The sequence below is a fragment of the Kitasatospora sp. NPDC001119 genome, assembly GCF_053598475.1.
The window spans coordinates 1-22,597 of sequence record NZ_JBSFKI010000036.1 but is presented as its reverse complement, the minus strand read 5'-3'; the positions used below and the strand labels follow the sequence as shown (position 1 = coordinate 22,597).

General features: G+C 75.3%; 14 protein-coding genes. 7 read left to right on the top strand and 7 right to left on the bottom strand.

What is annotated here, in order from left to right; all coding sequences use genetic code 11:
- The first annotated feature begins 51 nt into the window (after positions 1 to 51).
- The 7 genes from ACWDD9_RS34030 to ACWDD9_RS34000 all read left to right on the top strand — a co-directional run bounded on the left by ACWDD9_RS34030 (position 52) and on the right by ACWDD9_RS34000 (position 13,280).
- The gene (locus ACWDD9_RS34030; RefSeq protein WP_449813752.1) at positions 52 to 5,646 is read left to right on the top strand and encodes an SDR family NAD(P)-dependent oxidoreductase; all 5,595 of its coding nucleotides are present in this window, start codon (positions 52 to 54) and stop codon (positions 5,644 to 5,646) included.
- Complete coding sequence (locus tag ACWDD9_RS34025) at positions 5,639 to 6,493, top strand: 3-hydroxyacyl-CoA dehydrogenase family protein (RefSeq protein ID WP_449813745.1); 855 nt, start codon at positions 5,639 to 5,641, stop codon at positions 6,491 to 6,493. Before ACWDD9_RS34030 ends, ACWDD9_RS34025 begins: the two co-directional genes overlap by 8 nt.
- Positions 6,494 to 6,559: 66 nt before the next feature.
- Positions 6,560 to 6,832, top strand: coding sequence for an acyl carrier protein (locus ACWDD9_RS34020; RefSeq protein WP_387966993.1), 273 nt, complete (start codon positions 6,560 to 6,562; stop codon positions 6,830 to 6,832).
- Positions 6,829 to 8,022 carry an acyl-CoA dehydrogenase family protein gene (locus ACWDD9_RS34015; protein ID WP_449813744.1) on the top strand — a complete coding sequence of 398 codons (1,194 nt, stop codon included), beginning with the start codon at positions 6,829 to 6,831 and terminating at the stop codon, positions 8,020 to 8,022. Before ACWDD9_RS34020 ends, ACWDD9_RS34015 begins: the two co-directional genes overlap by 4 nt.
- A 125-nt stretch (positions 8,023 to 8,147) precedes the next feature.
- Positions 8,148 to 9,311, top strand: a complete 1,164-nt coding sequence (locus ACWDD9_RS34010; protein ID WP_449813743.1) for an HAD-IIIC family phosphatase — start codon at positions 8,148 to 8,150, stop codon at positions 9,309 to 9,311.
- A gap of 11 nt (positions 9,312 to 9,322) precedes the next feature.
- Complete coding sequence (locus ACWDD9_RS34005; protein ID WP_449813751.1) at positions 9,323 to 12,463, top strand: type I polyketide synthase; 3,141 nt, start codon at positions 9,323 to 9,325, stop codon at positions 12,461 to 12,463.
- 10 nt (positions 12,464 to 12,473) lie between these two features.
- Positions 12,474 to 13,280 carry a thioesterase II family protein gene (locus ACWDD9_RS34000; RefSeq protein ID WP_449813742.1) on the top strand — a complete coding sequence of 269 codons (807 nt, stop codon included), beginning with the start codon at positions 12,474 to 12,476 and terminating at the stop codon, positions 13,278 to 13,280.
- Positions 13,281 to 13,363: 83 nt separating this feature from the next.
- Here the strand turns inward: ACWDD9_RS34000 and ACWDD9_RS33995 are convergent, their stop codons facing one another.
- The 7 genes from ACWDD9_RS33995 to ACWDD9_RS33965 form a co-directional block, all read right to left on the bottom strand.
- Positions 13,364 to 13,987: a response regulator gene (locus ACWDD9_RS33995; protein WP_049652923.1), complete on the bottom strand. Its 624-nt coding sequence runs from the start codon at positions 13,985 to 13,987 to the stop codon at positions 13,364 to 13,366.
- Complete coding sequence (locus ACWDD9_RS33990) at positions 13,984 to 15,267, bottom strand: sensor histidine kinase (protein WP_117490458.1); 1,284 nt, start codon at positions 15,265 to 15,267, stop codon at positions 13,984 to 13,986. The genes ACWDD9_RS33995 and ACWDD9_RS33990 overlap by 4 nt, the downstream gene beginning before the upstream one ends.
- A gap of 4 nt (positions 15,268 to 15,271) precedes the next feature.
- Positions 15,272 to 16,012 carry an ABC transporter permease gene (locus ACWDD9_RS33985; protein WP_049652927.1) on the bottom strand — a complete coding sequence of 247 codons (741 nt, stop codon included), beginning with the start codon at positions 16,010 to 16,012 and terminating at the stop codon, positions 15,272 to 15,274.
- A gap of 11 nt (positions 16,013 to 16,023) precedes the next feature.
- The gene (locus ACWDD9_RS33980; protein WP_049652929.1) at positions 16,024 to 16,932 is read right to left on the bottom strand and encodes an ABC transporter ATP-binding protein; all 909 of its coding nucleotides are present in this window, start codon (positions 16,930 to 16,932) and stop codon (positions 16,024 to 16,026) included.
- Positions 16,933 to 17,163: 231 nt separating this feature from the next.
- Positions 17,164 to 18,927, bottom strand: coding sequence for an ABC transporter ATP-binding protein (locus ACWDD9_RS33975; protein WP_449813741.1), 1,764 nt, complete (start codon positions 18,925 to 18,927; stop codon positions 17,164 to 17,166).
- Positions 18,924 to 20,747: an ABC transporter transmembrane domain-containing protein gene (locus ACWDD9_RS33970; protein WP_449813739.1), complete on the bottom strand. Its 1,824-nt coding sequence runs from the start codon at positions 20,745 to 20,747 to the stop codon at positions 18,924 to 18,926. Before ACWDD9_RS33970 ends, ACWDD9_RS33975 begins: the two co-directional genes overlap by 4 nt.
- A 376-nt stretch (positions 20,748 to 21,123) precedes the next feature.
- Positions 21,124 to 22,597 (bottom strand): trypsin-like serine protease (locus ACWDD9_RS33965; RefSeq protein WP_449813738.1); only part of this gene is annotated, 1,474 nt, incomplete at its 5' end.

Here is a 22,597-nt window from a genome sequence, read left to right as displayed (position 1 = left end):
ACCGTCGGCGCCAACTCCTCCCGAACGAGGTCGAATGTGAGCGACAGCACCATGCAGAACGAAGAGAAACTGCTCGATTTCCTCAAGCAGACCACCGCCAAGCTCCGCACCACGCGGGCCCGGCTGCGCGAGGTGACCGAGCGGGAGCGGGAGCCGATCGCGATCGTCGGGATGGCCTGCCGCTACCCGGGCGGTGTGCGCACCCCCGAGGACCTGTGGGACCTCCTGGTGGCGGGCGGGGACGCGGTCGGCGGGTTCCCCACCGACCGTGGCTGGGACCTCGGCGCGCTCTTCGACGCCACCCCGGGCGCGGACGGCACGAGCAGCACCGTCCAGGCCGGGTTCGTCTCCGGGGCCGCGGACTTCGACGGCGGGTTCTTCGGGATCAGTCCGCGCGAGGCCCTGGCGATGGACCCGCAGCAGCGGCTGCTGCTGGAGACGGCCTGGGAGGCGGTCGAGCGGGCCGGGATCGACCCGGCGAGCCTGCGCGAGTCGGCCACCGGCGTGTTCGCGGGCGCCGCGCCCTCCGGGTACGCGACCGCCGGCGGCGACCTCTCGGGCTCGGAGGCGCACCTGATCACCGGTACGGCGATGAGCGTGCTGTCCGGCCGGGTGTCGTACACGCTGGGCCTGACCGGGCCGGCGGTGTCGGTGGACACCGCCTGCTCCTCCTCGCTGGTCGCGCTGCACCTCGCCGTGCAGTCGCTGCGGGCGGGGGAGTGCACGCTGGCGCTGGCCGGCGGGGTGACCGTGATCGTCAGCCCGGGCGAGTTCGTGGGCTTCTCGCAGCAGAACGCCCTTGCCCGGGACGGCCGTTGCAAGGCCTTCGGGGCGGGCGCGGACGGCATGGGCCTCGCCGAGGGCGCGGGCGTGGTGGTGCTGGAGCGGCTGTCGGACGCCCGGCGCAACGGGCACCGGGTGCTGGCCGTGGTCCGGGGGAGCGCCGTCAACCAGGACGGCGCCTCCAACGGACTGTCCGCGCCCAACGGCCCCGCTCAGCAGCGGGTGATCCGCGCGGCGCTGGCCAACGCCCGGCTGGCGACGGGGGACGTGGACGTCGTCGAGGCGCACGGCACCGGCACCACGCTGGGCGACCCGATCGAGGCGCAGGCGCTGCTGGCGACGTACGGGCAGGGGCATCCGGCCGAACGGCCGCTCTGGCTGGGGTCGGTGAAGTCGAACATCGGGCACGCCCAGCAGGCGGCCGGCATCGCCGGTGTGATCAAGATGGTGCTGGCGCTGCGGCACGAGGAGCTGCCGGCGACGCTGCACGCGGCGGAGCCGACCCCGCACGTCGACTGGTCGGCGGGGCACGTGAGCCTGCTCCAGGAGCGCGTGGCGTGGCCGGCGGGCGAACAGCCGCGTCGGGCGGGCGTCTCGGCCTTCGGGATCAGCGGCACCAACGCGCACGTGATCCTGGAGGAGGCGCCCGCCGGAGGGCCGGCCGCGCCGGAGCCGGCCGCGGTGTCGGCGCCCGCCGCGCCGCCGGTGCTGGTCGCGGAGCCCGCCGTGCTCCCGGTCACCGTCTCCGGACGGTCCGAGGAGGCCCTGGCGGACCAGGCACGGCGGCTGCGGGACCACCTCCTGGCGCGCCCCGAGCTGCCGCTGCCGGAGGTGGCCCGGTCGCTCGCCACCACGCGGACGGCGTTCAAGCGGCGCGCGGTGGTGCTGGGCACCGACCGTGCCGAGCTGGCGGCGAAACTGGAGGCCGTGGCCGCGGACCGGCCCGGGGCCGGGGTGCTGACGGGCGAGGTGCCGTCGGCCGGGGTGGGGCGGACGGTGTTCGTCTTCCCGGGGCAGGGGAGCCAGTGGGTCGGGATGGGGCGCGAGCTGGCGGAGGTTTCGCCGGTGTTCGCGGCGCGGCTGGCCGAGTGTGCCGAGGCTCTCGCGCCGTATGTGGACTGGCAGTTGGACGAGGTGCTGGCCGGTCGGCACGGTTTCGAGGCTGCCGACGTCGTGCAGCCGGCGCTGTGGGCGGTGATGGTCTCGCTCGCGGCGGTCTGGGAGGCGGCCGGTGTCGTTCCCGACGCCGTGGTGGGCCACTCCCAGGGCGAGATCGCGGCGGCGGCCGTGGCCGGGATCCTCTCGCTGGAGGACGCGGCGAAGGTGGTCGCTCTGCGCAGCCGGACCCTGAAGGCCCTTGCCGGTCGTGGCGGGATGCTGTCGATCGCCGAGCCGGTGGCGGGTGTGCGGGTGCGGATCGCTCCGTACGGTTCCCGCCTTTCCGTCGCGGCGGTGAACGGCCCGTCGGCGACGGTGGTTTCCGGTGACGCGGACGCGCTGCGCGAACTGGCCGACGCCTGCGGGGATTCGCCGCGTGCCCGGATGATTCCGGTGGACTACGCCTCGCACAGCGCCCACGTGGACGAGCTGCGCGAGGAGATCCTCGCCGCCCTCCAGGGCATCGCCCCCCGCGAGGGGCGGATTCCGATGGTCTCCTCCAGCACCGGCGCCACGGTCTCCGGGCCGGAACTGGTGCCGGACTACTGGTACGCCAGCCTGCGCGAGACCGTCGAGTTCGACCGGGCCGTGCACACCCTCGCCGGAACCGGCCACGGCGCCTTCGTCGAGGTGTCCCCGCACCCGGTGCTGGCCCCGGCCATCGCGGACAGCCTGGAGTCGTACGGCCCGGTCGTGGCCGACACCCTGCGCCGCGACGACGGCGGCGCCGGGCGCCTCCTGCTCTCGCTGGCCCAGGCGTACGTCCGCGGCCTGCCGGTGGACTGGACCGCCCTGCTGCCCGCCGGGACCGGGAGCGGCGCCGTCGACCTGCCGACCTACGCCTTCCAGTACCGCCGCTACTGGCCGGTGTTCCCGGAGCCGGTGGCCCGGGACGCGGTGGCCGGCTGGCGGTACCGCGTCGAGTGGCAGCCCCTCGACGGGCCGTCGGGTGCGGCACCGGCGGCCTCGGTGCCGTCCGGCACGTGGCTCGTGGTCGCCGGCCCGGCCGGGGCCGGGACGGCCGCCGAGGTGGCCGGCGCGCTGCGGGCCGGCGGCGTCGAGGTCCGGGTACTGGAGACCGGCGCCGCCGATCGCGGGACCCTCGGTGATGTCCTGCGCGGCGTCGGCGAGTTCGCGGGTGTGGTGTCCCTGCTGGCGCTGGACGAGACGCCGCTGCCCGGTCGGCCCCGGGTGCCCGCCGGTCTGGCGGCCTCCAGCGCGCTGCTGCAGGCGCTGCTCGACGCGGGGTCGGTGGTGCCGCTGTGGGTGCTGACCCGCGGCGCGGTGGCGGCGCTGCCGGGCGAGGTGCCCGGTCTGGCGCAGGCCCAGGTGTGGGCGTGGGGGCAGACGGCGGGTCTGGAGCAGGCCAAGCAGTGGGGCGGCCTGGTCGACCTCCCGGCCGGGTCCGACGCGTCGGCCGGGTTCGACGCCTCGGTCGGGGACCGCCTGGCCGGGCTGCTCGCCGCGGGGCCGGAGGGCGAGGACCAGGTCGCGTTGCGCGGCACGGGGGCGTTCGCGCGCCGCCTGGTGCGCGCCCCGCGCCCGGAAGCTGGACCCGCCGAGCCGTGGCGGACCGCCGGGACGGCGCTGGTCACCGGCGGTACGGGCCTGATCGGCGGTCGGACGGCGCGGCTGCTGGCCGAGCGCGGCACCCCGCGCGTGGTGCTGGCCGGCCGCTCCGGCCCGGCCGCGCCCGGGGTGCCCGAGCTGGCGGCCGGACTGGCGGCCCTCGGCAGCGCCGTCGAGGTGGTCGCCTGTGACGTCGCCGAGCGGCCCGCGGTCGGCGCGCTGCTGGACCGCGTCGCCGCCACCGGCCCCGCGCTGTCGGCGGTGGTGCACTCGGCGGGCACCGGCCACGGGGCGCCGGTCGCCGCGCTGACCGACGCCGGGCTGCAGGAGGTCTCCGAGGTGAAGGTCGGTGGCGCCCTGCACCTGCACGAGCTGTCGGCCGAGCGCGGACTGGAGCTGGACGCCTTCGTGCTGTTCTCCTCCGGCGCCGCCACCTGGGGCAGCGGGCTGCTGGCCGGGTACGGCGCCGCCAACGCGGCGCTGGACGCCCTGGCCGAGCGGCGGCGCGCGGCCGGGCTGGCGGCCACCTCGGTGGCCTGGGGCCTGTGGGGCGGCGGCGGCATGGGCGCGGGGGAGGCGGGTGAGCAGCTGAGCGCGTACGGGCTGCGGACGATGGCTCCCGAGCGCGGCATCGAGGGCCTCGCCCAGGCGCTGGACGACGACGAGACGCTGCTCGTCGTCGCCGACGTCGACTGGGCGCGGTTCGTGCCGCTGTACACGCTGCACCGGCCGAGCCCGCTGCTGTCCGCGCTTCCCGACGCCCTCCGGGTCCTGGAGCAGGGGGACGAGGAAGGGGACGGGTTCACAGGCGACGAGGGCGCCGGTGCGCTGCGGTCGTCCGCCGCCGCCCGGCTGTCCGCCCGGCTCGGCGGGGCGCGGTCGGCGCGGGAGCGGGAGGCGGTCCTGCTGGAGCTGGTCCGGGAGCACGCCGCCGCCGCGCTCGGCCACCCGGACGCGGCGGCCGTCGACCCGGACGCCACGTTCCTGGAGCAGGGGTTCACCTCGCTGAGCGCGCTGGAGCTGCGCAAGCGGCTCGCCGGGGCCACCGGTCTGCGGCTGAGCGGTCCGCTGGTCTTCGACCACCCGACCCCCGCCCTGACGGCCGCGTACCTGCGGGAGCGGCTCGCCGACGGACCGGTGCGCCAGGACGGCGGACCGCAGCGGGCCGCGCCCCGCTTCGCGCTGGCCGCCGCGCCGGAATCCACGGACGGCACGGAGCGGGCCGGAGCCGCCGGGACGCCGGCCGCCGAGACGCTGGCCGCCCTGTACCTGCGGGCGAACAGCCTCGGCCAGGGGGCCGACGCCGTACGGATGATCGCCGGGCTGGCCCGGTTCCGGCCCCGCTTCGCCGGTGCGGACGAGCTGGCGGGCGTCCCGCCCCTGGTCCCGCTCACCCGCCGGTCCGCGGACACGGTCGGGCCGACGCTCGTCTGCCTGCCGTCGTTCGGCGCGGGCGACGCCCAGGAGTTCGTCCGGGTGGTGCAGGGCCTCCGCCGCCCCCGGCACGTCCTCTCCGCGGTGATCCCCGGCTACACGGCGGGGGAGCCGCTGGCCGCCGACCCGGACGCGCTGCTCGACCTGTGCGTCCGGACGGTGCTCGCCGCCCCGGAGACCGCCCCGGAGGCCGGCCCGTTCGTCCTCGTCGGCTACTCCTCCGGCGGGCTGGTCGCACAGGCCCTCGCCGCCCGCCTCGCCGAACTGGGCCGGGGCCCCGCCGCGCTGGTGCTGCTGGACAGCTTCGCCCCGCAGTCGGCCGGTGCCCCCGACGAGATCATCGGCACCCTGCCGGCCGCCGTGCTCCTGGGCAACCCCGGGGGCGTCGACGCGGGCGGCATCGGCGGGGACGACTGGCTGACCGCGCTCGCCCACTACTACGTCCAGGACTGGCGCGGCCACGTCCCGTACACCGCGGACCTGCCGACCCTGCTGCTCCGCCACGGCGGCGAGCCGGGCGGCCCCGAGGGCGGGGACGGCGCCGTCCGCCTCCCGTGGGACCTCTCCGGCGACCTCACCCCGGTGACCGTTCCGGGCGACCACTTCACCATGATCGGCACCCATGCCGGGACCACCGCGCGGGCCGTCGACTCCTGGCTCGACGAGCACTTCACCACCACCCGGGAGGGACACGATGACTGACCGTCACGAACAGCACCGCCTCGCCGTCATCGGCGGCGGCGTCATGGGCACCAACATCGCCGCCCTCGCCCTCGGCCACGGCGTCGACGTCACCCTCGTCGACGTCGACGAGCCGACCCTGGCCACGGCCCGGACGGCGATCCGCCGCAAGCTGAAGCACGCCCAGCTGCTGGAGGCCCTCCCCGCGGGCCGCACCCACGGCACGCTGGCCACCACCACCTCGCCGGCCGACATCGCGGACGCGACCGCCGTCGTCGAGGCCGTCGTGGAGGTCGCCGAGGTCAAGCGCGAGGTGCTGACCGAGGTCTCCGGGCTGGTCGCCCCCGGCACCCTGCTGATCTCCAACACCTCGTGCATCCCCATCGACGAGATGGCGGGCTGGGTGGCGCGCGGCGACGAACTCGTCGGCGTGCACTTCATGAACCCCGCCTACCTGATCACCATGGTCGAGGTGATCCGCGGCCGGGCCACCGGCGACGCCACGATGACCGCCGTCACCTCGCTGCTGACCGCGCTCGGCCGCACGGCGCTGGTGGTCAACGACGCACCGGGCTTCGTCGTCAACCGGCTGCTGCACCCGCTGATCAACCGGGCGGCGATGCTCGTCCAGGAGGGCGTCGCCTCCGCCGAGACGGTGGACGGGCTGCTGGAAGGCTGCCTCGGCCACACCACCGGACCGCTGCGCACCGCCGACCTGATCGGCATCGACAACCTCGTCGACTCCCTGCGGGTCCTGCACGAGCGCACCGGCGACCCCGAGTGCGACCCCTGCGAGCTGATGCTCCGGAAGGTCCGCGACGGGCACCACGGCCGCAAGTCCGGCCGGGGCTTCTACACGTACGGCTGAGCACCGGCCCTCCCCGAAACGGCCGGCCCCGAACGGCCAGCACCGAACAACGAAAGGTACGGACACATGACCACCGCGAACGCCGCTGCCGGGACGACCGCCGTCGAGCAGGCGCTGAGCGCCTTCCTCGTCGGACACACCGGCGCCGAACCCGAGGTCGAGCAGGACCTCTTCGCCACCGGCGCGATCTCCTCGATGTTCGCCATGGAACTGGTGGTGTTCCTGGAGGACGAGTACGACATCGAGATCGTCGGCGCCGAGCTGAACCGGGACAACTTCCGCAGCATCCGCGCCATGGCGGCCATGGTGCTGCGCCTGCGCGAGACCGGGGCCGCATGAGCGGCGGGGCCACGGGTACGGCCGGTGCGGGCGCCACGGGTACGGGCGTGACGGGTACGGCCGCCACGGGTACGGGCGGGACGGGATTCGACACCGCCGCGATCGACGCCCTGGTCGGCGACGGGCCGGCCGCCTGGGACGCGGCCGGCCGGATCCCCGTCGAGCTGCTGCGCGAGCTCGGCGCGATGGGCGTGCTGTGCGCCGAGGTGCCGGCCCGCTTCGGCGGGCCCGGCCGCACCGGCCAGGAGAACGGCGAACTCACCGCCCACGTCGGCGCCCTGTGCAGCTCGCTGCGCAGCGTGATGACGGTCCAGGGGATCGCCGCGGCGGTCGTCCGCCGCTTCGGCGACCGCGAGCAGCGCCGGCGCTACCTCGGGCAGCTGACGAGCGGCCGGCTCGCCTGCGTGGGCTTCAGCGAGCCGGGCGCGGGCTCCGACCTCAGCGGCATGACCACCCGCATCCGTCCGGCCGAGGACGGCAGCGGCGACCTGATCGTCTCCGGCGAGAAGATGTGGATCACCGGGGCCGCCTACGCCGACCTCGTCATGGTCGTCGGCCGCTACGGCGACGGTCCGGACGGCGCCGCCGCGATGGTGCCGACGGACGCGCCCGGCGTCCGCATCGAGCCCGTCGCGGCCCCGCTCGGCTGCCGCGCCGCCACGCACTGCCGCATCGTGCTCGACGACGTCCGGATCCCGGCCGACGCCGTGCTCGGCGGCGGGCGCCAGCCGCTCGCGCTGCTGTTCACGGTCGGCCTGTCCTACGGCCGGATGTCGGTGGCCTGGGGCTGCGTCGGCATCCTGCGCGCCTGCCTCACGGCCGCCGTCGGGGACGCCCGCACCCGCGAGCAGGGCGGCGGCCCGATCGGCGAGCACCAGCTGGTGGCCCGGCACATCGCCGAGCTCTACACCTCGGAGCGGATCGCCACCCAGGTCTGCCGGCACGCCGCCGAGCAGTGGGACCGCACCGCCCCGGACGCGGCGGTGACGGCGGTGCTGGCCAAGCAGGTCGCCGCCACCCACGCGACCCGCGGCGCCGCGACGGCCGTCCAGGTGCTCGCCTCGCGGGGCTTCACCGACGGCCACGTGGTGGCCCGGGCCTACCGGGACGCCAAGGCGATGGAACTGATCGAAGGCAGCACCGAGATCTCGCAGTTGATCCTCGCCCGGCACGCCCTCGACCGGCTCTGAGCCGCCCGCCGCCCCGCACGGGCACGACGCACCGTCAGCACGACACGCACGACACGCACGACACGCACCACACGCACCACACGCACCACGAACACGGCAACGAACGGAAATCGAAGGAGCGCCCCGTGTCCGACGCACCCACCCTCGTCAAGTGCCTGGTCTGGGACCTGGACAACACCCTGTGGCGGGGCACCCTCCTGGAGGACCACGAGGTGGTGCTGCCCGAGGAGATCCGCCGCACCATCGTCGAACTCGACGCCCGGGGCATCCTCCAGGCCGTGGCCAGCAAGAACGACCACGACCACGCCTGGCAGCAGCTGGAGGCCCTCGGCGTCGCCGAGTACTTCGTCCTGCCGCGGATCGGCTGGCACCCCAAGTCCCGGTCGGTCAAGGAGATCGCGGACGGGCTGAACTTCGCCCTGAAGACGGTCGCCTTCATCGACGACCAGCCGGCCGAGCGCGCCGAGGTCGCCCACCACCACCCCGAGGTCCGCTGCTTCGACGCGGCGCTGGCCGCGGAGCTGACCGGCCTCCCCGAGTTCAGCCCGGCCGTCGTCACCGTCGACGCCGCCCGCCGCCGCAGCATGTACCAGGCGGGCTTCCGCCGGACCGCCGAGCGCGAGGAGTTCACCGGCCCCGACGAGGCCTTCCTCCGCTCGCTGGACCTGGTCATGGAGATCAAGCGGGCCGACGACGCCGACCTCTCCCGGGTCGAGGAACTCACCCTCCGCACCAGCCAGATGAACGCCACCGGCGTCTACTACTCCGACGCCGACCTGCGGGCCCTGATCGCCGATCCGGAGCACGAGGTCCTCACCGTCTCCCTCACCGACCGCTTCGGCCCGCACGGCGCCGTCGGCGTGCTGCTCGTCGGCTACCACGAGCGGGTCTGGCACCTGAAGCTGCTGGCCACCTCCTGCCGGGTGGTGTCCTTCGGCGCGGGCGCCGTCCTGCTGGACTGGCTGATCGGCGAGGCGGCGGCGGCCGGGGTCCACCTGGCCGCCGACTTCCGCCGCACCGACCGCAACCGGATGATGGAGATCGCCTACCGGTTCGCCGGCTTCACCGACGCGGCGTGCGACTGCCTCGCCGAACTGCGCTCTGCCGATGCCGATGCCGATGCCGAGGCCGACGCCGGGGCGGCCGGCTCCGGGCGTGCGGGCATCGAGTTCCGGCACCTGGTGGCGGACCGCCGCCCGGCCCCCACCACCGTGCGCGTCGAGGCCCCCGCCCTCGGCCCCGTGGCCTCCACGGGTTCCGCGGGTTCCACGGGCGGAGCCGGCGCATGACCGCCGAGCCCCTGGCCGTCATCGGCATGGCCTGCCGCTACCCCGGCGGCATCGACTCGCCCGAGGACCTGTGGCAGGCCCTCGTCGCCCGCCGCACCGTCGCGGGCCCGTTCCCCACCGACCGCGGCTGGGACCTCGACGCGCTGCGCCGCGACGGGCGCTGCGCCACCGACCGCGGCGGGTTCCTCGACAGTGCGACCCGCTTCGACGCCGCGTTCTTCGACCTCTCCCCGCGCGAGGCCGACGCCATGGACCCGCAGCAGCGGCTCGCCCTGGAGGTGGGCTGGGAGGCCCTGGAGCACGCCCGCATCGACCCGACCACCCTGCGGGGCTCCCGCACCGGGGTGTTCCTCGGCGCCGAGGCCCGGCCGTACGGGCCCCCGCTGCACGAGGCGCCCGCCGACCTCGCCGGCGTGCTGTTCACCGGCACCGCCCCGAGCGTCATCAGCGGGCGGCTGGCCCACACCCTCGGCCTCAACGGCCCCGTCCTCACCGTCGACACCTCGGCCTCCAGCTCGCTGGTGGCGCTGCACCTCGCCGTCGAGGGGCTGCGCGGCGGTGAGTGCGAACTCGCGCTGGCCGGCGGGGTGACGGTGATGACGACGCCCGGCTACCACGTCGCGTTCAGCGCGCTGGGCGGTCTGGCCCCGGACGCCCGCTGCAAGCCCTTCTCCGCGGACGCGGACGGCGTGGCCTGGTCCGAGGGGGCCGGCGTGCTCGTGCTGGAACGGCTGGAGCGGGCGCGGCGCCTGGGCCACCGGGTGCTGGCGGTGGTCCGCGGCTCGGCCGTCAACTCCGACGGCGCCAGCCACAGCCTGACGGCCCCGAACGGCGAGGCCCAGCGCGCGGTCATCCACGCCGCGCTCGCCGACGCGGAGCTGGCCCCCGCGGAGATCGACGCCGTCGAGGCGCACGGCACCGGCACCCGGCTGGGCGACCGGGTCGAGGCGGGGGCCCTGCTCGCCGCCTACGGCGCGGACCGGGCGCACGGGCGCCCGCTGCTGGTCGGCTCGGTGAAGTCCAACCTCGGCCACACCCTTGCTGCGGCGGGCGTCGCGGGTGTCATCAAGACGGTCCTCGCCCTGCGGCACCGCACGCTCCCCGAGTCGCTGCACATCACCGAGCCCACGCCGGCCGTCGACTGGGGGGACGGCGCGGTGCGGCTGCTGACGGAGCCGACCCCGTGGCCGGAGACCGCGCACCCGCCCCGCGCGGGCGTGTCGGGCTTCGGCATCGGCGGCACCAACGCCCATGTCGTCCTGGAGGCCGCCCCCGCCGAACCGGCCCCCGCCACAACCGCCGCGCCCGTGGCGCCCGTGAGGGAGGGCGCCGACCCCGTCTGGCTGCTCTCCGCCCGGACGCCCGCCGCGCTGGCCGCGCAGGCCGAGCGGTTGCGGGAGCACCTGGCGGCCCGGCCGGAGGCGTCGGCCGGGGAGGTCGCCCGGTCCCTCGCCACGACGCGGGCGGCGCTCGACCACCGCGCCGTCCTGCTCGGCCCGCGGCCGCTGGACGCCCTGGCGGACCTCGCGGCCGGCCGCCCCTCCGCCGCCGTCGTCACCGGAGCGGTCGGCCCCGAGGGCCCCGGGCGGACGGTGTTCGTCTTCCCCGGCCAGGGCGGCCAGTGGGTGGGGATGGGCCGTGAGCTGGCGGAGGCCTCGCCGGTGTTCGCGGCGCGGCTGGCGGAGTGCGCCGAGGCCCTCGCGCCGTACGTGGACTGGCAGTTGGACGATGTGCTGGCGGGCCTTCACGGTTTCGAGGCCGCCGACGTCGTGCAGCCGGCGCTCTGGGCGGTGATGGTCTCGCTGGCCGCCGTGTGGCAGGCGGCCGGTGTCGCTCCCGACGCGGTGGTGGGCCACTCCCAGGGCGAGATCGCGGCGGCCGCCGTCGCGGGAATCCTCTCCCTCGACGACGCCGCCCAGGTGGTGGCCCTGCGCAGCCGGGCGCTGACGGCGCTGGCCGGGCGCGGCGGGATGCTCTCCGTCGCCGACGCGGTGGACGCCGTCCGGGAGCGGATCGCGCCGTTCGGGGAGCGGCTGTCGGTCGCGGCCGTCAACGGCCCCTCGGCGACGGTGGTCTCCGGTGAGCCCGACGCCCTGCGGGAGTTGGCGGACGCGTACGGTGAGGCGGTGCGCACCCGGCTGATCCCCGTCGACTACGCCTCGCACAGCGCCCACGTGGACGAGCTGCGCGAGGAGGTGCTCGCCGTCCTGAAGGGGATCGAGCCGGGCCCGGCCCTGGTCCCGATGGTCTCCGCGCTGACCGGGGAGTGGCTGGCCGGCCCCGAGGCGGGCCCGGAGTACTGGTACGCGAGCCTGCGCGAGACCGTCGAGTTCGACCGGGCCGTCGGGGTGCTCACCGCCGCCGGCCACGGCGCCTTCGTCGAGGTGTCCCCGCACCCGCTGCTGGTCGGCGGCATCGCCGCCGAGGCGGCCGTCGGCACCCTGCGGCGCGAGGACGGCGGCCCGGACCGCCTGCTGGCCTCGCTGGCCGAGGCCCACGTCCGGGGGGTGCCCGTCGACTGGGACACGGTGCTGCCGGCGGCCGGCCGCACCGTGGACCTGCCGACGTACGCCTTCCAGCGCACCCGCCACTGGCTGGCCGCCGGGCAGCAGGCCCCGGCACGTCCCGACCCGGACACCGGCGCTCCGGCCCCGGCCGCCGTGACCCCCGCGGCCCTGGGCACCGAACGCGCCGTACTGGACCTGGTCCGCGCCCACGCCGCGGCCGTCCTCGGCCACGACGGTGCCGGGGGCGTGCACCCGACCCGCACCTTCAAGTCCCAGGGCCTCGGTTCCGTCCTGGCCGTCGAGCTGCGCAACCGCCTCGCGTCCGCCACCGGCCTCGCGCTCCCGCCGGGCCTGGTGTACGACCACCCGTCACCCGCCGTCCTGGCGTCCCACCTGCACACCGCCCTGAACCCCGATCCGCTGCCCGCCGCGCTCGACGCCCTCGAAGCACTGCTCGCCGCCGCCGAGGACCCGGCGGCCCGGGCGCGGGCGCTGGCCCGGCTGGAGTCGCTGGTCGGCCGGACCGGCGGCGGGTCCGCTGCCGGGCCCGGCCGGGGGACCGGCGCGGACGCGCTGTCCGACACCACCGACGACGAACTCCTCGCCCTCATCGAGGCCGAGCTCGGCCCCGACCGTGATCACTGAACGGAGAACCATGTCCGCCCGACCCGACCCCACCGCCGACGACGACCTCTGGCTGCGCTGCTACCGGAAGACGGAGGCGCCCGCCGCCCGCCTGGTGTGCTTCCCGCACGCGGGGGGCACCGCCCCGTTCTACCGCCCGGTGCCGTACGCGCTGGCCGCCGCCGACCGCGTCGAGGTCCTGGCCGTCCAGTACCCGGGCCGTCAGGACCGCCGCCGGGAGGAGCCGATCGCCGACCTGAACGTCCTGGCCGACCGGATCCACGAGGTGCTGGCCCGGCAGCCCGAGCTGCCCCTGGTGCTGTTCGGCCACAGCATGGGCGCCGTCGTCGCCTTCCAGGTGGCCCGCCGCTGCGAGGCCGCCGGCCGGCCCGCCGCCCGCCTGGTCGTCTCCGGCCGGCGCGGCCCGGCGATCGGGCTGGGCCCGGCCGAGGGGGTGCACCTGCTCGGCGACGACGCGATCACCGACGAGATCCGCCGCCTGGACGGGTCCTCGTCCGTCGTCCTCGACGACCCGGACCTGATGGCGGCCGCGATGCCGGCGCTGCGCGCCGACTACCGCGCCATCGAGACCTACCGGGCCGGCGCGGACGCCGTCGTCAGCTGCCCGATCACCTCCCTGACGGGCGACCGCGACCCCAAGACCTCGGTCGCCGAGGCGGAGGACTGGCGGGCCCACACCACCGGCGGGTTCGACCTCCAGGTCTTCCCCGGCGGGCACTTCTTCCTCACCGAGGAGATGCCGCGGGTCATCGGCCTGCTGGACGGCCACCTGGCCGAGGCCGTCGACGCGCCGCGCGCGTCCTCCGGCGGACGGTGACACGGGCGCGGGTGCCGCCCGGACGGGTCGAACCGTCCGGGCGGCACCCGCGGAGCACTCCGGTGGGAGCGCCGGTCAGGTCGTCAGGGCGTCAGGTAGCCGTGCGAGAACCCGGCGGCCACCGCCGCCGCCCGGTCGCTGACCCCGAGCTTGGCGTACATGTGCAGGAGGTGGGTCTTGACCGTCGCCTCGCTGATGAAGAGCTTCCGCGCGGCCTCGCGGTTCGTCGTCCCCTGGGCGACCAGTTCGAGGATCTCCAACTCGCGCGCCGACAGCGGCGCGGGCGCCGGCCGTCGGACCTGGCCCATGAGCCGGGTCGCGATCGAGGGGGAGAGCACCGCCTGCCCCTGCGCGGCCGCCTCCACCGCGCGGAACAGCTCCTCCCGCGGCGCGTCCTTCAGCAGGTAGCCGGTGGCGCCGGCCTCGATGGCGGGCACCACGTCGCTGTCCGTGTCGTACGTGGTGAGCACCAGCACCCGCGAGGGCACGCCGCGCTTGGTCAGCTCCTTGATGGCGGTGACCCCGTCGGTCCTCGGCATCCGCAGGTCCATCAGGACCACGTCGGGCCGCAGCTCCTCCGCGGCGGCGATGGCCTCCGCGCCGTCACCGGCCTCGCCGAGCACCTCGAAGCGGGGATCGGCCCGGAACATGCCCCGCAGCCCGTCCCGCACCACCGGATGATCGTCGACGATCAGCAGGGTGATCATTCCGCACCTCCCGCGGGGATGGCGGGGACGGCCGCCGAGATCGCCGTCCCGCCCCCCGGTTCCGACTCGATGGCCAGCCGCCCGGCGAGCCGCTGCACCCGCTGGCGCATGCCGAGGAGCCCGAACCCGCCGCTGGCGGACCCGTTGACCCGCTTGGCGCTCGGATCGAAGCCCACGCCGTCGTCCCGCACGTCGAGGGTGACCAGGTCCTCCATGTACGACAGGGTCAGGCCGACCCGGCCGGCCCGCGCGTGCTTGGCCACGTTGGCCAGCGCCTCCTGCGCGGTGCGCAGCAGCGTCACCTCGACCTCGGTGTGCATCGGCCGGGCGTCGCCGGTGGTGGTCAGCACCGCGTCGATGTGGTTGATCTCCGACCAGCGCCGGGCCACGTCGCCGATCGCGTCCGGGAGCCGGGCCTCGGCGAGCACCGCCGGCTCCACCGCGTGGACCGTCCGGCGGGCCTCGACGAGGCTCTCGCGGGCCAGGTTCGTCGCGTTCGCCAGGTGCTGGCGCAGCGTCGGGGGCTCGTCCAGGGTCTGCTCGGCGGCCTGGAGCTGGGTCAGTATGCCGGCCAGCCCCTGGGCCAGGGTGTCGTGGATCTCCCGCGCCATCCGCTGGCGTTCGTCCAGGACGCCCGCCTCGCGGGCCTGGACCATCAGCCGGGCGTGGAGGGCGGCGTTCTCCGCCAGCGCGGCCTCCAGCTTGGCGTTGGCCTCGTGCAGTTCGACGAGGGCCTGCTTCTGCTTGTCGTTGCGGTGGTCGGCCATCTCGACGAAGTAGAACAGCGCCCCGGCCAGCACCGCGGAGATCAGGCCGACGGCCAGCCACGCCCACCACATGTGGGCGTCGTTGATGCCGGCCACGCCCCCCATGAACGCCGCCGCCGAGATCATCGCGGTGACGGCGGCGCCGACGTACCGCCGGCGACCCCGCAGGTACTTGAAGGCCTGGGGGTAGCCGACGAAGGTGAAGAGCCCGTACCAGGGCGCGACGCCCACCAGGGCGGCGGCCAGCAGCATCAGCCCGGTGTAGTACACGCCCATCAGCCGGCGGTTCTGCCGCCGTTCCGGGCGCAGCGTGCGGAAGCAGAGCATCCAGAGCGCGGCGGCGGCGGAGAGCCCGAGCACCAGCGTGAAGTGCATCGGCACCCGCCAGACCAGCTGCAGCAGCGTGATCACGGTGCTGATCGCCAGGAGGACGTACGGGAGCGCCTTGAAGGCCGCGGTCTCCGTACGCTCCCAGTGATCGAACTCGGCGCGCAGCTCGGCCTCGATGCTCAACCCTCTACTCCCAGCGGAAGTATCGCGCGGCCAGTCCGCCGGCCACGATCGTCCACCCCAGCATGGCGGCGAGGTGGATCAGCTGCGGCCAGTGCCCGGCGGTGGTGTCCTGCAATGATTGCACGCCGGCGCCGAGCGGAGTCAAGTCGCTGATGGTCAGCAGGACATCGTTCATCTTGGCGCGCGGCAGCCACAGGCCGGCGAAGAACACCAGCGGGAAGAAGACCAGCGAACCCATCGCGCTGGCGCTCCGGCCGGTCGGCGCGAGCGCGGCGACGAGCAGGCCGACCGCGAACATCGCCAGCGCCACCAGCAGGTAGCTGAGCAGGTAGGCGGGGAGCTTGCGGGGCAGGTCGACGTCGAACGCCAGCTTGCCGATGGTCAGCATGACCAGCATCGTCACCACGGACAGCACGGTGGCCATCAGCAGCTGCGCGCCGAGCATCACACCCGGCTTGACCGGGGTGGTCCGCATGCGCCGCAGCACACCCTTCTCCCGGTACGAGGCGAACAGTTGGGACAGGCCGCTGAGCGCGAACAGGGCGATGCCCATCGACACGACGATCGGCAGGTACAGGGTGATCGGCCGCACGTTGCCGAGCTCGGGGCTGTTCGCCCGCATCGAGGGGATCAGGCCGAGCACGACGAGCAGGATCGGGGCGAACGCGAGCGCGAAGAACACGACGATCGGCTCGCGGAGGAACAGCTTGGTCTCGGTGGCGGTGAGCCGGAGCAGGGGGGACACGGTGGGACTCCTCAGGATTCGACGGGGCGGCCGGTGAGCGCGACGAACGCGTCCTCCAGCGAGTTCTGCTCGACCCGCAGGTCGAGTGCGGTGATCCGCTGGCCGGCGAGCAGGGTGGTCACCGCGAGCAGCAGGTCCCCCCTGCCGGTCACGACGATCTGCGGGCCGGCCCATTCGACGGAGGTGACCTCGTCCAGGGCGGTCAGCCGGGTCTCGTCCAGCGGCCCGGACGGCCGGAACCGGATCCGCTGGCCCTTGTCGACCCGCGACACCAGGCCGCCCGGGGTGTCGATCGCGATGACCCGCCCGGTGTCGATCACGGCGAGCCGGTCGCAGAGCCGCTCCGCCTCCTCCATGAAGTGCGTGACCAGCAGGATCGTCACGCCCCGGTCGCGGATGCGCTCGATCAGGCCCCACACGTCGCGGCGCGCCTGCGGGTCGAGGCCGGTGGTGAGCTCGTCGAGCACCGCCACCTTCGGGGTGCCGAGCAGCGCGAGCGCGATCGACAGCCGCTGCTTCTGCCCGCCGGACAGCCGCCGGAACTGGGTGCCGAGCTTGCCGGTGAGGTTCAGGATCTCGGCCAGCTCGCGCCAGTCGGCCGGCTGGCGGTAGAAGGAGCTGTACAGCTCCAGCGCCTCGCCGACCTTGAGCTTGTCGGGCAGCTCGCTCTCCTGCAGCTGCGCGCCGAGCAGCTGCCGCAGCTCGCCGGTGTCGCGCTGCGGGTCGATGCCGCAGACGCTGATGGTGCCGCCGTCCGGGGTGCGCAGCCCCTCGATGCACTCGACGGTCGTGGTCTTGCCGGCCCCGTTGGGCCCCAGGATGCCGAAGATCTCGCCCTGCTCGACGGCGAAGCTGACCCCGTTCAGCACGGAGTTGTCGCCGTAGCGCTTGACGAGGCTGTCCACCTCGATGATTGCCATGGCATCAGCCTGGCAGTCGGCCCCGGTCCGCCGGATCGACTGGACGGCCAGACCTGGGGCGGGCGGCGGTGGATGCCCGGCATCAACCGATCGGTTGATGGCTGCTCAGCGGGGCCTGAGGCGGGGCCCGCTGCTGCTCAGCGGGCCCGGCCGCCGGATCCTCCAGGGTGCCACGCGGGCCGGTCCGGCGGAACCCCCGTGAACCGTCCTCCTGTTACCGCCGGAGGGAGTTCAGCCCTCGCCGTTCCACGACCGCCACAGCGCCGCGTAGGACCCGCCGGCGGCGACCAGTTCGTCATGGGTGCCCAGCTCGACGATGCGGCCGGACTCCATGACGGCGACGCGGTCCGCGTCGTGGGCGGTCTGCAGCCGGTGGGCGATGGAGACGACCGTCCGGTCCGAGCGCACGGCGGCCATCGCCCGCTCGGCCTGCCGCGCCGTGGTCGGGTCCAGCAGGGAGGTCGCCTCGTCGAGGATCAGGGTGTGGGGGTCGGCCAGGTGGACCCGGGCGAGGGTGAGCTGCTGGGCCTGCGCCGCGTCGAGTTCGACCCCGCCGGCCCCGAGCGCGCAGTCCAGCCGGCCCGGCAGGTCGTGCACCCAGCCGGCCTCGACCAGGGCGAGCGCGGCGAGGATCTCCTCGTCACCGGCGTCCGGGGCCGCCATGGTCATGTTGTCCCGGAGGGTGCCCATGAACACGTGGTGCTGCTGGGTGATGAGGACGATGCGGTCGCCCAGGCCGCCCGCCGCCGCCAGGTCGGCGACCGGCACGCCGCCGACCCGGACGTGTCCCGCGTCCGGGGCGTCGACCCCGGACAGCAGCCTGCCGAGGGTGGACTTCCCCGCGCCGGACGGGCCGACGACCGCGAGCCGCTCGCCCGGGCGGACCACCAGGTCGATGCCCTTGAGCACGTCCGGCGAGCCCGGGTAGGCGTACCGGACGCCGCGGACCTCGATCCGGTCGTCGGACGGCCGCCGGTCGAGCACCGGAGGATCCTCCGACACCAGGCCGACGCCCTTGATGCGGGCGAACGAGGCGCCGCTGCGCTGCAGTTGCTCCATCCAGTTGAGGGCGCGGTCGAGCGGGTCGACCAGCTGCCACATGTACAGGCTGCCAGCCACCACCGTGCCCAGGCCCACCGCGCCGTCGAGGTAGCCGAGGCCGCCGACCAGCAGGACGAGCGCCGTGGGCAGCGCGTGGGCGAACTCGGTGACGGGGAACAGCACGGTGCGCAGGAACAGGGTGCGCACGCCGGCCCGGTAGGCGGTGTCGACCGCCCGGTCCACGGCGAGGTCCTGGCGGGCGCCGAGCCCGAACGCCTCGACGGTGCGGGCGCCGTGGGCGGTCGCGTTGAGTGTTTCGGCGACACCGCCGTAGGCGGCGCCCTCGGCGAGGTAGGCGTCCCGGGCCCGGCGCAGGTACCAGCGGCCCACCGCCCAGACGACCGGCAGGCTCACCAGCGCGCACAGCCCGATCAGCGGGTCGAGCAGGAACGCGGCGCCGAGGACGAACAGCACCTGGACCGCGGCGATGAAGACGTCCGGGGCCGCGTTGCGCAGGGTGGCGGCCACCGTGCCCACGTCGAGGGAGGAGCGGGTCACCAGGTCGCCGGTGCCCACCCGCTCCGCGTACCGGCCGGGCAGCGCCAGCGTCCGGTCGACGACCTCCTCCCGCAGCCGGGCCAGGGCGCGCTCCCCGAACCGGTGCGAGAAGTAGCGCGCGAAGCGGGTCAGCAGCAGCTGGGCGAGGGCGAAGCCGAGCACTGCCGCCGCCAGCACGTCGACCTGGCCGACCGTCAGCTCGCCGTTCTCGACCCGGGTGACGATGCGGCCGAGGTACCACGGCGCGGCGACCCCGGCCAGGGCGGCGAGGCAGGTGAGGAGGAGGACCCCGCACATCGCCCGGCCGTCGTCGACGAGCAGGCGCCGGACGGCCCGCCGTACGGTCGCCCGGTCGGCGACGGGGAGCCGGTGGGGGTCGTCGTGGTCGTGGCTCATCGGGATGCTCCTTCCCGGGGCTCTGCGGTGGCGTCGGCCTCGGGGCGGGCTTCGGCGTCGGGGCGGGCGTCGGGGTCCGGGCGGGCGTCGGGGTCGCCGCGGAGGACCAGCGCCGCGTAGGCGGGCTCGGTGGCGAGCAGTTCGCCGTGGGTGCCCGTGGCACGGACCCTGCCGTCCACGAGGTGGCAGACCCGGTCGGCCCGGCCGAGGACCAGCGGGGAGGTGCCGACGACCAGGGTGGTGCGGCCGGTGCGGAAGGCGCCGAGCCGGGCGGCGACGGCGGCCTCGGTGAGCGCGTCCAGGGCCGAGGTGGGCTCGACGAGCAGCAGCACCTCGGGGTCGGCGAGCAGGGCCCGGGCCAGCCGCAGCCGCTGGAGCTGGCCGCCCGAGACGTTGCGGCCGCGGTCCTGGAGCGGTGCGTCCAGGCCGCCGGGCAGGAGGCCGACGAGGTCCTCGGCCGCCGCCGCGTGCAGCGCGCGCCCGATCTCCGCGGCCGTGCGCCCGCCGTGGACCGCCACCGCGGAGCCCAGGGTGCCGCCGAACACGTAGGACTCGTTGTCGGACACCAGGACGTGCCGGCGCAGCGCGGCCGTCTCCCACGCGGAGACCTCGACACCACCCCAGGTGGCGCCGGACGGGGTGTAGCCGGCCAGCCGGTCCACCACGGCGCGGGCCTCGTCGGCCCGTGCGGAGACCAGGGCCGTGACCTGCCCGGGGCGCAGCAGCAGGCCCGACTCCGGGTCGTGCAGCTCCGCCGGACCGTCGGGCGGCGCCGTGCGGGTGCGCTCGCCGGAGGACTCGGGCCGCAGCGCCAGGATGTCGATGACGCGGCGGGCGGCGACGAGGCCGCGCGGGAGGTCGTCGGCGCCCTCGACGAAGAACGAGACGGGTGCCAGGAGGGCCGCCACGTACCCGTAGACGGCGACCAGTTCGCCGACCGTGATGTCGCCGGCCGCCGCCATCCGCGCGCCGAGCCAGGTCACCACGGCCAGGAAGACGACGGGCAGGCAGGCGCCCACCGCCTGCACCCAGCTGGTGAGCGAGGCCACCCGGTAGCCGAGCGGCACCAGCGCCCGGGAGCGCTGCCGGTAGCGCCCGGCGAACATCGGCTTGCCGCCGATGCCGTTCAGCACCCCGAGCCCGGCCACCAGGTCGCCGGCCAGGGCGGTCAGCGCCCCCTGCTCCTCGCGGTAGCGGCCCTCGGCGCCGTGCAGCCTCCCCATCAGCGGACCGATGACCACGGCCAGCAGCGGGACGCCGAGCAGGACCACCGCGGCCAGGACGGGGGAGATCCGGACCAGCAGGACGGCGGCGGCGAGGTACGCGAGCACCGCTCCGACGCCGGGCCCGGTGATGGTCAGCGTCTGGGCGATCCGGCCGGTGTCACCGGCCTGCAGGTGCGTCAGCTCGCCGGCCGACACCTGGCGCGGCAGCGTCGTCCCCAGCCGGTTCACATGGCGGGTGACGGCCTGGACCGTCCGGAAGGCGGCGTCGGCCCGGATGAACGTCATCGTGCGGTGCCGCAGCATGCCGAGGACCGCGATCAGCGCCCCGACGGCGAGGACCACCGCCACCCAGCCGACCAGCGCCCCGGTGTCCCGCGCGCGCAGCCCGTCGTCGATCGTCCGCGACATCAGGTACGGCGGCAGCATCAGCGCGCACATCCACAGGCTCCCCCAGGTCGCGCCGAGCAGCACCCGCCTGCGCTGCATCGACACGAGCCACCAGAGGTACCGCAGCGGGCTCCGGTGGTCGGGCGTTCCGGGGTCGGTGTACGGGACCCGGCGGGTACCCGTGGGCAGGTCCGGTCCGTCGGTCATCGCGCTCCGTCCTTGGGCAGGTTCGCCGGGCCCCGGGACGACGTCCTGGCGGCGCTGCCCTGTCGGACTCCGGCGGAGACGGCCGGTCCCGGACGCGAACTGCCGCACACCGACGGCGGGGTGGCGCCCGGAAGTGGTCACGGCGCCGCCCGCGCGCCGGCGCCGCCGGAGCATTCGGCCGCCGAGCTGCCGGGATGCCACCGTACTCGAAGAAGTCCGCACGTGAACGGGCCGAGGAGGATTGTCCGGAAATCGGACTGCCCGACCACCCTCAGCGGACCGAGGTGTGACGGTCCGTCGGACACCGGCGCGCGGGCGCCCCGGTGCGGGACGGTGGTCCGCTCCCGCGCCAGGACGCCCGCCGGCGGGCCGTGGATCAGATGGAGCTGGTGATCACGGTGCCGGTGTGGTTGCCGGGGATCGAGGTGAGGTCGAGGTACTCGGGGTCGGCCCAGGTGCCATCGAGGTGGCGGGCGGTCAGGATGACCTTGTTGTCGTTGGTGGTGACGGCGAACTGGGCGTCGGTGTCGACGGTGGCGGCGCTGATGCCGGTGCCCGTGACCTTCCCGATGACGTCGACGAGGGAGGTCATCGGCGACCAGCCGCCGGCGGCGTAGCGCAGGGTGTGGTACTGGCCGTCGCTCGCGACGGTGGCGAGGTCGAGGTCGTTGTTCTGGCGGGTGACGGCGACGGAGGTCACCGGCCCGGTGGCGCCGGCGACGTCGGAGACCGATCCCCAGAGGGACCAGTCGCCACTGACGTTGCGCCGGGTGTGGTAGACCTTCCCGCCCGACACGGCGGCGATGTGCAGGTCCCCGGAGGCGGTTCCGCCGGCGGAGATGGCGGTGATGCCGTTGAGCGGCCCGGTGTTGTCGGTGACCACCTTGAACCCGCTCCACTGGCCGTTGCCGTAGCGGGCGGTGTGGAACAGGGTGCCGTTCGCGACGACCACGATGTGCAGATCGGCGCCGACCGGGGTGGCGGCGATCTGGGTGATGTTGCCGAGGTCGGCGACGTTGGCGTTGACGTCGATGAACTTCTGGCCCCAGCTGCCGTCGAGGCTGCGGATGGCGTGGTGCAGGTGCCCGTCGCCGCCCAGGGCCAGGACGTGGGTGTTGGTGTCGATGCCGGCCGAGGTGACGGCGCGGACGCCGCCGATGTTCCCGGCCGCGGCCTGGACGTCCTGGTACGGGGTCCACGAACCGTCGTACAGGCGGGTCGCGGCGTAGAGGTTGGTGTCGCTGCGCACCAGGGCCTGGGTCTTCCAGCCGATGGCCTTGGCGCGGGTCTGCTGCACCCAGCCGGCGATGTCGTCGACCCGGGAGCTGAACGCGCCGGTGCGGGTCTCGGTGGCGGGCACGCCCAGGCAGCCGCCCTGCCAGGAGCGGGAGGCGACCGCGAGCAGCTCGGCCTTGCCGTTGGTCGTACGGACCACGGGGGCGCCGGTGTCGCCCTTGCAGACCGCCGCACCGCCGGTACCGGTGGTGCCGATGCCGGTCGCGCTCACGGTGTCGAGGGTGAACGCGCCGGTGTGGAGCTTCAGCGGCGCCCACTCGTCCTTGGTGCGCCCGTACCCGGGCACGCGCAGCGACTGCCCGGCGGCGGGCGCGGCGGTGGCGACCCGCAGCGGGGCTATGCCGTCGACGGGCGTGGCCAGACGGGCCATCACCAGGTCACGGTCGGCGCGCGGCACCAGCTCGGCGATCTCGGCGGTCTTGCCGGCGCCGGTGGTCAGGTCGGTGCGGCCGATGGTCGCGGTGGTCTTCCACTTCGGCTTGCCGGCCGCCAGGGCCTGCGGCTGCGCCGGGTCGTCGGAGAAGCAGGAGGCGGCGGTGAGCACCCAGCTGCGG

Coding starts and splice junctions, on each gene's coding strand:
- ACWDD9_RS33975 (WP_449813741.1), bottom strand. CDS start 18,927: ATGAGCCACGACCACGACGACCCCCACCGGCTCCCCGTCGCCGACCGG.
- ACWDD9_RS34030 (WP_449813752.1), top strand. CDS start 52: ATGCAGAACGAAGAGAAACTGCTCGATTTCCTCAAGCAGACCACCGCC.
- ACWDD9_RS34000 (WP_449813742.1), top strand. CDS start 12,474: ATGTCCGCCCGACCCGACCCCACCGCCGACGACGACCTCTGGCTGCGC.
- ACWDD9_RS34025 (WP_449813745.1), top strand. CDS start 5,639: ATGACTGACCGTCACGAACAGCACCGCCTCGCCGTCATCGGCGGCGGC.
- ACWDD9_RS33995 (WP_049652923.1), bottom strand. CDS start 13,987: ATGATCACCCTGCTGATCGTCGACGATCATCCGGTGGTGCGGGACGGG.
- ACWDD9_RS34020 (WP_387966993.1), top strand. CDS start 6,560: ATGACCACCGCGAACGCCGCTGCCGGGACGACCGCCGTCGAGCAGGCG.
- ACWDD9_RS34015 (WP_449813744.1), top strand. CDS start 6,829: ATGAGCGGCGGGGCCACGGGTACGGCCGGTGCGGGCGCCACGGGTACG.
- ACWDD9_RS33980 (WP_049652929.1), bottom strand. CDS start 16,932: ATGGCAATCATCGAGGTGGACAGCCTCGTCAAGCGCTACGGCGACAAC.
- ACWDD9_RS33970 (WP_449813739.1), bottom strand. CDS start 20,747: ATGACCGACGGACCGGACCTGCCCACGGGTACCCGCCGGGTCCCGTAC.